The sequence below is a fragment of the Streptomyces sp. NPDC056128 genome (assembly GCF_042263835.1).
Taxonomy (GTDB): domain Bacteria; phylum Actinomycetota; class Actinomycetes; order Streptomycetales; family Streptomycetaceae; genus Streptomyces.
The window spans coordinates 894,985-905,613 of sequence record NZ_JBHJVQ010000001.1; the positions used below are offsets into that span (position 1 = coordinate 894,985).

General features: G+C 68.8%; 8 protein-coding genes. 6 read left to right on the forward strand and 2 right to left on the reverse strand.

The annotated features are described in order from the left end of the window. Window positions 1–40 precede the first annotated feature (40 nt). On the reverse strand, window positions 41–1,213 hold the full coding sequence (locus ACFC1X_RS03915) for a sulfotransferase domain-containing protein (protein WP_376348487.1): 1,173 nt from the start codon (window positions 1,211–1,213) through the stop codon (window positions 41–43). A gap of 182 nt (window positions 1,214–1,395) precedes the next feature. Between ACFC1X_RS03915 and hppD the strand changes: the two genes are divergently transcribed. Together hppD and ACFC1X_RS03925 are read left to right on the forward strand one after the other, a co-directional pair. Beyond that, the gene (hppD, locus tag ACFC1X_RS03920; protein ID WP_376348489.1) at window positions 1,396–2,472 is read left to right on the forward strand and encodes a 4-hydroxyphenylpyruvate dioxygenase; all 1,077 of its coding nucleotides are present in this window, start codon (window positions 1,396–1,398) and stop codon (window positions 2,470–2,472) included. 18 nt (window positions 2,473–2,490) lie between these two features. Continuing rightward, window positions 2,491–4,002 carry a tryptophan 7-halogenase gene (locus ACFC1X_RS03925; protein ID WP_376348491.1) on the forward strand — a complete coding sequence of 504 codons (1,512 nt, stop codon included), beginning with the start codon at window positions 2,491–2,493 and terminating at the stop codon, window positions 4,000–4,002. Between the two features lie 21 nt (window positions 4,003–4,023). Here the strand turns inward: ACFC1X_RS03925 and ACFC1X_RS03930 are convergent, their stop codons facing one another. Next, the gene (locus ACFC1X_RS03930; protein ID WP_376348492.1) at window positions 4,024–5,931 is read right to left on the reverse strand and encodes an ABC transporter ATP-binding protein; all 1,908 of its coding nucleotides are present in this window, start codon (window positions 5,929–5,931) and stop codon (window positions 4,024–4,026) included. A gap of 200 nt (window positions 5,932–6,131) precedes the next feature. On the opposite strand from ACFC1X_RS03930, the gene ACFC1X_RS03935 reads away from it, so the two are divergent. The 4 genes from ACFC1X_RS03935 to ACFC1X_RS03950 form a co-directional block, all read left to right on the forward strand. Next, a complete protein-coding gene (locus ACFC1X_RS03935) occupies window positions 6,132–7,514 on the forward strand; it encodes a PLP-dependent aminotransferase family protein (protein ID WP_376348494.1) in 1,383 nt (460 codons plus the stop codon). 373 nt (window positions 7,515–7,887) lie between these two features. Further along, on the forward strand, window positions 7,888–8,700 hold the full coding sequence (locus ACFC1X_RS03940; protein WP_376348495.1) for an alpha/beta fold hydrolase: 813 nt from the start codon (window positions 7,888–7,890) through the stop codon (window positions 8,698–8,700). Between the two features lie 76 nt (window positions 8,701–8,776). After that, entirely contained in the window at window positions 8,777–8,989 is a 213-nt protein-coding gene (locus ACFC1X_RS03945) for an MbtH family protein (protein ID WP_122616379.1), read from the forward strand. Window positions 8,990–9,083: 94 nt separating this feature from the next. Continuing rightward, on the forward strand, window positions 9,084–10,629 hold a 1,546-nt coding region (locus ACFC1X_RS03950), incomplete at its 3' end, for a condensation domain-containing protein (RefSeq protein WP_376348497.1).

Consider the following 10,629-nt stretch of genomic DNA (forward strand, 5'->3'; position numbering starts at 1 on the left):
CCCGGCGGCCGTGACCCCGCCCAGCGGCCGTGATCCCCGCTCACCGGCGGTGCAGCCACGCGAGGAAGTCGGGCGGTGCCAGTGCGGCCGCCCTGGCGTGATACCTCGTCAGCTCGTCGCCGGTCAGCAGGGCCGTGCCGGACCCGGACCCACCCCGCCGGAAGAACGCCTTGTTGTCACGGGTCGTCCCCAGGGGCTGGATCCGGTCCGCGGCCGCGCGCATCCGGTCGAACGAGGCGGCCGCCACCAGATCGGCCCAGCCGGCGCCTCCGGTGGGGACGCCGAGGTGCCGGCCCAGGCGGGCCATCTCACCCGAGAGGTCGGCGGAGAGATCCTCGTAGTGGAAGAGGAGGACCCCGGCGTCGGCGCGGCGGGACCAGGCGTCCGACAGATGCCACAGCACACCCCGCAGGGACGACGGCTGCCCCTCACGCGGGGGATCCTCCTCGACCCACCGGGCCAGCCACTCCCGCGGTGCCACCTGCCGCTCCTGACGCGGGCCTCCGGGCCCCGGCACATCGCCGGACCGGTCGTGGTTGCCGCTCTGGTGGTACAGCGAGACCGCGGTGTCCAGCGGATGCCGGGCGACGACGACATGGGTGACGTCCGGCGCCGTCACGATGTCGCTCAGCGGCGTATGGGTCTTGATCAGCCGCCGGTGCGACTGACCGGCGAACGCGGCGAACACCTCGTCGCACGGACGCGCCATGTCGTCCAGCCAGGGCGACAGTTGAGGCAGGGGCGCCGGGAGGTCCGGAGTCCGCAGGACCAGCAGGGCGCAGATCATCTGCATCCACGTGGTGCCGCTCTTGGCGGGTGTGCTGATGACGATGTCACCGGACCGGAAGTCGAACCGGCGCCACCGCGAGGTCCGCAGGAACGTCCACAGCGAGAGGGCGGCGGCGCGCCCGCGGTCGGTCAGGACGAGCCGTACCCGTCGGCGGTCGGCCCGATCCACCCGCAGTTCCAGGTACCCGTGCGTGGTCAGCGCGTCCACGGTCTCGCCGGCCTGCCGGTCGCTGATGCCCAGCACGCGCTTGAGGTCCCCGGCCGCCCCGCCCCGGAACGCCATGGCACCCAGGACGAAAGGCCCGTGCCGCGGAAGGCCGTCGAATCCCGCTGCCGACAGATGGGCGTCGAGGTCCGCCTCCACGTCCCGCGCCTCCCGGAGCAGGGAGCGGAGCATTTCATCGCTGACGGCAACAGGAAACACACCCGCAGCGTATTGACCGCCCGTCCGGCCGTCAATGCGTGCAATCTCGGCAACGCCCGCCACCCGTCCGGAAATCGAAGTGAAAGCCGAGCATTTCCCTTTACGCTCGTCGGCCGTCGTTCCCAGCGGCAGTGATCCTCAGGTAGCGTGCACCGACGCCATTCGGATACCGGAGGGTTCCCATGGATATTGGCGCGATCGATCATCTCGAATGCTATGTGGCCGATGTGGACAGCTCGGCCCTCTTCCTCCGCGACGCGTTCGGCTTCCAGGTGTGCGGTCGCGGCGGCCCCGACACCGGCCTGACCGGCTGCCGGTCGGTGCTGCTGCGCCAGCACGGGATCTGCCTCCTGCTGACGACGGCCCTGGACGAGCACCATCCGGCGGCCGGCTACGTGGAGCGCCACGGCGACGGGGTCGCCGTCATCGCCGTCACGACCGCCGACGCCCACGCGGCGTTCACCGAAGCCGTGGAACGCGGGGCGGCCGCGGTGGAACCCCCCACCGAACTCAAGGGCGACGGCACACGCGTCGCCACCGCCTCGGTGAGCGGGTTCGGCGACGTCGTCCAGCGTTTCGTCGAGCGGGCGGACCCCGCCGGCCCCTTCGCCCCCGGCCTCCTTGTCGAGGAGCACCCCGGGGTCACCGCGCCGGGACTGCTGAGGACCATCGACCACCTCGCCGTGTGCGTCCCCGCCGGCGAACTGGAGCGCACGGTGCGCGACTACCAGTCGATATTCGGATTCTCGCAGACTTTCGAGGAACGCATCATCGTCGGTTCCCAGGCGATGGATTCCAAAGTGGTGCAGAGCGAATCCGGAAAAGTAACCCTGACCATTATCGAACCGGACACCACGCGGGAGCCGGGGCAGATCGACGCATTCGTCCGCGCCCACGACGGCGCCGGCGTGCAGCACATCGCTTTCCTCACCGAAGACATCGCGGAGGCCGTGCGCGACTGCACGAAACGCGGCGTCCGCTTCCTTTCGACGCCCTCCCGCTACTACGACGCGCTGCCCGAGCGGATCGGCGCCCTCGGCGTGCCCCTGGACGAACTGCGCGAACTCAACATCCTCGCCGACCGCGACCACTGGGGCCTGCTGCTCCAGCTCTTCACCGAGTCACGGCACCCCCGGGGCACCCTCTTCTACGAGCTGATCGACCGGCGCGGCGGGCGCACCTTCGGCAGCAACAACATCAAGGCCCTCTACGAGGCGGTCGACCGGCAGCGTGCCGCGGACCCGGAACCGGCCACCTGAGACGAGCGGAGGACCGTGATGGGGCAGACACGGGCACGGACGGAAGAAGCCGACGTCGTCGTGGTGGGAGGCGGCCCGGGCGGCTCGACCGCCGCCGCACTCGTCGCCCTGCGGGGACACCGGGTGGTGCTCCTGGAGAAGGAGAGGTTCCCGAGGTACCAGATCGGCGAGTCGCTGCTGCCGGCCACGGTCCACGGAGTCTGCCGCCTCACGGGCGTCGCGGACGAACTGGCCGCCGCCGGCTTCACCAGGAAACGTGGCGGCACGTTCCGCTGGGGGTCGAGACCCGACCCGTGGACCTTCTCCTTCTCGGTCTCGCCCAGGATGGCGGGCCCCTCCTCCTTCGCCTACCAGGTCGAACGCTCCAAGTTCGACCACATCCTCCTCAACCACGCCCGCAACCTCGGCGTGGACGTCCGCGAGGGCTCCGCCGTCGACCACGTCCTGGAGGACGGCGAACGGGTGAGCGGCGTCGGCTACACCGACGAGGTCGGCGAGCGGCACGAGATCACGAGCCGGTACGTCATCGACGCCTCCGGCAACACCAGCCGCCTCTTCACCAACGTCGCCGGCACCAGGAACTACTCGGAGTTCTTCCGCAGCCTCGCCCTCTTCGGCTACTTCACCGGCGGCAAACGGCTCCCGGAACCCAACTCCGGCAACATCCTCTCGGCGGCCTTCAAGAGCGGCTGGTTCTGGTACATCCCCCTGAGCCCCGAACTGACCAGCGTCGGCGCCGTCGTACGCCGCGACATGGCGCAGAAGGTCCAGGGAGACCCGGAGGCGGCACTGCGCGCCCTGATCGACGAATGCCCCCTCGTCAAGGAGTACCTCGCCGACGCCGAACGCGTCCGCACCGGCCAGTACGGGCGGCTGCGGGTGCGGAAGGACTACTCCTACCAGGCCACGTCCTACTGGCGTCCCGGAATGGTCCTCATCGGCGACGCCGCCTGCTTCGTGGACCCGGTGTTCTCCTCCGGGGTCCACCTCGCCACGTTCAGCGCGCTGCTCGCCGCGCGCTCCATCAACAGCGTCCTGGCCGGCACGGTCGGCGAACAGGACGCCTTCCGGGAGTTCGAGGCCCGGTACCGCCGCGAGTACAGCGTCTTCTACGAGTTCCTCGTCTCCTTCTACGACATGAACGTCAGCGAGGAGTCGTACTTCTGGCGGGCGAAGAAGGTCACCGGCAGCTCGGCGGCGGAATTCGAGTCGTTCATCGACCTCGTCGGCGGAGTCGCCTCCGGGGAGTCCGCGCTCACCGACGCCCGGACGACCGCCGCCCAACTCAAGTCGCGGTCGGCGGAGTTCTCCGGCGCGGTCGACCAGGTCGCCGCGGACGACGGGGGGACCATGGTCCCCCTCTTCCGGTCCGAGGTGGTCCGCAACGCCATGCGACAGGGCGGCCAGGTCCAGAGCCACGCCCTGCTGGGAGACGACGCCGAGGACGAGACCCCACTCCTCCCCGGCGGACTGGTCGGCTCACCCGACGGGCTGTCCTGGCAGACCCCGAAACGCCAGGAGACCCCGTAGGCAGAAGACCGCGGCGGCCGGCTAGGACCCGGCCGCCGCCGACTTCTGCGGGGCGAACTGCGTGCGGTACACCTCCGCGTAGAGCCCGCCGCCCGCGAGCAGCTCCTCATGCGTCCCGCGCTCGGCGATCCGGCCCTCGTCGATGACCAGGATCTGCGACGCGTCGCGCACCGTGGACAGCCGGTGCGCGATCACCAGCGACGTCCTGCCCTCCAGCGCGGTCGCCAGCGCCCGCTGGACGGCCGCCTCCGACTCCGAGTCCAGATGCGCCGTCGCCTCGTCCAGCACCACGACCGCAGGAGACTTCAGCAGCAGCCGGGCCAGGGCGATCCGCTGCTTCTCACCCCCCGAGAGCCGATAGCCGCGATCACCCACCACCGTGTCCAGACCCTCCGCCAGCGAGGAGACCAACTCCCAGATCTGCGCCGCCCGGCACGCCTCGACGATCTCCCGCTCCGTCGCGTCCGGCCGGGCATAGGCCAGGTTGGCCCGGATCGTGTCGTGAAACAGATGGGCCTCCTGACTGACCACACCGATCGTCTCCCGCAACGAGGCGAGCGTCAGGTCCCGGACGTCCTCACCACCGATGCGCACCGTCCCCACATCGGGGTCGTACAGCCTGGGCACCAGCCGGGTGACCGTCGTCTTGCCCGACCCCGAACGCCCCACCAACGCCGTCAGCCGACCGGCCGGCGCCCGGAAACTCACCCGGTCCAGCACCTGCGCCGGAACCGCACGCTCGGGAACCGCCGACGCGATGGACTCCAGCGACGCCAGGGAGACCTTGTCGGCGGCCGGGTAGGAGAATGACACCCCCTCGAACTCGATCTCCGGCGCGCCGGCGTCCGACGAGCCGGTGTCCGACGCGAGCGCGAGCGGGCGAGCCCCGGGACGCTCCTTGATGATCGGCTCCAGGTCCAGCACCTCGAACACCCGGTCGAAGCTCACCAACGCCGTCAACACACTCACCTGCATGTTCGACAACTGGTTGACCGGCCCGTACAGCCGGGCCAGCAGAGTGACCAGCGCGACCATGGTGCCCAGTTGGAACACCCCGTCGATGACGAGGCTCCCCCCGAGCCCGTACATGACGGCGGTGGTCAGCGACGTGAGCAGCCCCATCAGGATGAAGAACGAACGCGCGTACACCGCGGTGACCGTCGCGATGTCCCGGACCTTCCCGGCCCGGTCCGCGAAGAGGCCGGACTCCTCCTCCGGCCGCCCGTACAGCTTGACGAGCAGCGCACCCGACACGTTGAACCGCTCGTTCATCATGGAGGCCGCCTCGGCGTCCAGCTGCATCTGCTGCCTGGTGAGCCGCTGCAGCCGCTTCCCGATCACCTTGCCGGGCAGCAGGAACAGCGGAATGAGCACCAGCGCGGCCAGCGTCAACTGCCAGGACAGATACAGCATGGCGGCGAGGACGAGCACCAGCGTGAGCAGAGTGGACACCGCCTGGGACAACAGCGTCGTCACCGCCTGCTGGGCGCCGATGACATCCGTGTTCAGCCGGCTGACGAGGGACCCGGTCTGCGCCCGGGTGAAGAAGGCCATCGGCTGCCGTTGCACATGGCGGAACACCTCGGTCCGCAGATCGTAGATGAGACCCTGACTGATCTGGGCCGAGCACCTGGTCTGCACGAACAGCACCAGCGCGTCGAGCAGCGCCAGCCCGGCGATCACCAGGGACAGCGTGACCACCACCGAGACCCGGCCCGGCATCACACCGTCATCGATGATCACCTTGAGGATCAACGGCATGGACACCGTGATGACCGCGTCGGTCGCGGTCACGAACATCAGAAGACCCAGCCGCCAACGGTATGGCTTCGCGTAGGGAATGATCCGGCCCAGCGTGCCGGGCTTGATCTGCTGGCGGGTGACCGAATCACCGAGGCGCAGCCGTATCGGCCCGGGGCCTCCAAGCATGGGGCGCGTACCTCCTCCGTCATGGGCGACGAGACGTACCCACCCTCCATGGCAGATGTGCCAGCCGAGTATCGCCCGCCGCGACTCCGACTGACAACACACGCACGGCGGTTGGGGACCCGGCCCTTCACTGGCGGCAACCGGTGCCTGCTGTTAGCGTCCGCGCGAACGCACCGCCATTGGTATCCCGCTCCAGGAGGGTGACGTTGACGACCGAGAATCCACCCGCGACACCGACCCGGCCGATTCCCGCGGAATCCGACCTGAGCGGGGCCCTCCTCCACCGGGCCGACCTGCACGGCAGCGTCTCCGACCCGACGCTGGACACGATGAACTTCCTCAACGAAATCACCCTGCGATATCCGGACGCCATCTCATTCGCCCCCGGCCGGCCCTACGACGGATTCTTCGACACCGGCCAGATATTCGAGCACATCCAGCGATATCTGAACCACCTCTCGGACAACGGGAATTCACCCGAAGCCGTCCGCGACGCGATGTTCCAGTACGGCCCGACCGCGGGCCGCATCCGTGAGCTGATCGCCGACTCACTGCGCCGCGACGAGGACATCGACGTCCCCCCGGAATCCATCGTCGTGACCGTCGGCTGCCAGGAGGCGATGCTCCTCGCCGTACGGGCCCTCATCGCCGACCGCGACGACGTACTCCTCGTGGCCAGCCCCTGCTACGTCGGCATCACCGGCGCCGCCCGCCTCCTGGACGTCGAACTGATCGCGGTCGAGGAACAGGAGACCGGCCTGCGCACCGCCGACCTGGAAGCCGCCCTGGAAGCCCAGCGAGCCCGTGGACGCCGCCCCCGGGCCTTCTACGTCGTACCCGACCACTCCAACCCCTCCGGCACCACCATGCCCCTGGCCACCAGACACGAACTGCTGGACCTGGCCGACCGCCACGACATCCTGGTCCTGGAGGACAGCCCGTACCGCCTGGTGAGCGGCGCCCCACGCCTGCCCACCCTCAAATCCCTCGACCGCCGCCACCGCGTGGTCCACCTCGGATCCTTCTCCAAGACGCTCTTCCCCGGCGCCCGCGTCGGCTACGCCGTCGCCGACCAGCCCGTCCACGACACACACGGCCGCACCGGCCTCCTCGCCGACGAACTGGCCAAAATCAAAAGCATGGTGACCGTCAACACGTCCCCCCTGAGCCAGGCCGCGGTGGCGGGCATGCTGCTGGCCGCCGAAGGACAGGTCGCCGAACTCAACAAAGAAGCCTCGGCCTACTACCAGGGCACCATGCGCTCCACCCTCCACCGGCTCGAACAACGCTTCCCACCAGGCGTCCGCGAGGCGACCCGAGTCCGGTGGAACACCCCCGAGGGCGGCTTCTTCCTCACCCTGCGGGTCCCCTTCCACGCCGACAACGAGGCCCTCGCCCGGTCGGCCCAGGACTTCGGCGTCATCTGGACACCCATGTCCTACTTCCACCCCCACGGCGGCGGCGACCACAGCATCCGCCTCTCCACCAGCTACCTGACCGAGGATCACATCAGCGAGGGCATCCAACGACTCGGCAACTTCATCGAGCACGAGGCACACCGCCCGACCGGACCCGCGACCTGACAACCACGCCCGCGGACATGGCCGTTCAAGTGGCGCCACGCCCCAGTTGAACACTTCAACCACCTTGGCCGGGCCAGGACGCTGACCTCGGGCGGCGAACGGATCGACGTATTGCGTCGATCCGTTCGGCAGGACAGTATTCCCCGGGGTGGGCTCCCCGGACGACGAGCCCACCGTGTGCGCAGGTAATGGGGGAGGAATACTCGCTCGTGAGCCAGGCCATGCCGCCCATACGCGACGACGACGCACGCCGACCGCGACAGACCGGCCAAGACCCGGCCGCCTGGCGCCGAAGGCGGCACCAGGACAGACAGCCACACCACGACCGATCCTCCGAACGGCCGGCGGTGACGACGCTGGAAGCGGTGCGGGCATGCCGCAGCTCCTGACCAACGGTGTCCGCCTCGCCTACGAACGCCAGGGAGCGGGCACACCGGTGCTCTACATCATGGGCTCCGGCGCCGCAGGACGCGTGTGGACCGTCCACCAGACCCCCGCCGCGGTACGCGCGGGCTACGAGGCCATCACCTTCGACAACCGCGGAATCCCGCCGTCCGACAGCCCTCCCGGCAAGTACTCGCTCGCCGACCTGGCCGAAGACACCCGAGGACTGATCGAAGCACTGGACCTCGCACCCTGCCGGATCGTCGGCGTCTCCATGGGCGCCCTGATCGCCCAGGAACTGCTGATCACCTCGCCGCACCTGGTCCACTGCGCCGTCCTCATGGCCACCAAGGCACGCTCCGACACCGCCCGGACCGCACACGCCATGGCACACCGCGCGCTCACCGACTCCGGGATCACCCTGCCACCCGAGTACTACGCCGCCACGACGGTCTTCGAGATGTTCTCACCGAAGACCCTCGACAACGACGACGCGATCTCCCTCTGGCTCGACACCTTCCAGATCGCGGACGGCGGCCGGCACATGGGCGGCGGCCAGTCCTGGGCCGGCCTCAACGGCGAGGACCGACGTCCGGCCCTGCGCGACACCACCGTCCCCTGCCGGGTCATCGCCTTCTCCGACGATCTCATCACACCACCACACCTGGGCGCCGAAGTCGCCGACGCCATCACGGACTGCGACTACGTCGAGATCCCCTCCTGCGGTCATCTCGGCTACCTGGAACGCCCCGAAGAGATCAATTCCGCCATCCTGGAATTCCTGCGAAAGCACGACGACTGAACGTCACCGCGCGCGATTTTACGTCCTTTCATGACTACGTCTTTCATGCCGTCAGCAGCCAGAGAGGGAAACGTAAATGACCAACCCCTTCGAGGACCCGGAAGCCACCTACCTCGTGCTCGTCAACGACGAGGGCCAGCACTCACTGTGGCCCGCCTTCATCGACGTACCGGCCGGCTGGGAGGTCATCCTCAGTGAGTCCAGCCGCCAGGAATGCATGGACTTCATCGAGACCAACTGGACCGACCTCCGCCCCAACAGCCTGATCAAGGCCATGGAGAACAACTAGGTCCACCGCTCCGCACGACGAGTTGTCAGCCGGCCGAGCAGCCGGCTCCTGTGCCGCTCACGGGCAGTCGGAAGCCGAGGAGGTCAGGTCAGGTATGTCCCATGACGCGGAAAACGGCCAGGAGCTGATGACGGGGCAACTCGCCATCTGGAACGCACTCCAACTCGAACCCGTGGACCCGATCTTCAACATCGCCGAATACCTCGACATCCAGGGCGACCTGAATGTCGAGGTATTCGTCGCCGCACTGCGCCGGCTCCTGGGCGAATCCGACTCCCTCCACGCCTGCTTCCGCGGCACCGGCACGGAGGCCAGGCAGCACAGGATGCCGCCGGACCACCTGCCCATCCACGTCATGGACGTCACCTCCGCCACCGACCCCGCCGCGGCCGCGGTCGAGTGGATGCGCACCGACATGAACCGCTCCCTCGACGTGGCGAACGGCCCCCTCGCCACCCACGCCGTCTTCCGGATCGCGGAGCGTCGCTACTTCTGGTACATGTGCGCCCACCACCTCGTCGGCGACGGCTTCAGCGCCACCGTGCTCGTCGCCAGGCTGTCGCAGATCTACGCCGCCCTGCTCGCCGGCGACGACCCCGCCGCGTCCGAGGATGTCCTGGAGTCCTCCGCACTCCTCCTGGACGAGGACCGCAGATACCGCCAGTCGGAAGAATTCCAGGAGGACCGGCGCTTCTGGCTCGACCTGCTCGCCGACTGCCCTCGCACGGCCACCATCAGCGGCCTGCCCGTACGCAGGGCCAGGTTCCTGCGCCGCAGGCACCTGGTCGAGGTCGACCGCGACCAGGCGGCCCGTATGAGGTCGTCCGCACGGAGACTCCGCACCAGCCTGGCCGGACTCGCGATCACCGCCGGCGCCGCATGCCTGCACCAGATCACCGGAGCCGACGATCTCACCTTCGGCATCCCCGTCCTGGGACGCGCCAACAACCGCCTGCGGGGAATCCCGGGGACCACCACCAACATCGTCCCCGTCCGCTCCCGACTGGACCCCCGCGCCACGCTGACCGACCTCGTGCGGGCCACCTCACGCAACGTCCGTGCCTCACTGAAGCACCAGCGCTACCACCAGATGGACATCCTCAAAGACCTGCACCGCGTGGGATCGGGCCCCGTCTTCGGCACGATCCTCAACGTCATGTCGTTCGACTACCAGGTCCAGTTCGGAGACTGCACGGCGACGGCCCACAACATCTCCAGCGGACCGGTCGACGACGTCCAGATCTCCATCTACGACCGCTCGACCGACACCGGCTTCGAGATCGCCGTCGACGTGAACCCCGAGACCTACAGCGCCGAGGCGGCGGAGGACATCGCCCGCCGCTTCCTGAACGCCCTGGAACAGCTGACCGACGCTTCCCCCACGGAACGGGTCGGCCGCCTGCAGCTGCTTTCGGAGACCGAACGCCACCAGGTGATCTCCGAGTGGAATGACACGGGTGTGGTGGTGGGGGATGTGTCGGTGTTGGGTTTGTTCGGGGAGGTGGTGGGGCGGGATCGGGGTGCGGTGGCGGTGGTGTGTGGGGGTGAGCGGGTGTCGTATGGGGAGTTGGATGTGCGGTCGGATCGGTTGGCGGAGGTGTTGAGGGGTTTGGGGGTGGGGCCTGAGTCGGTGGTGGGGG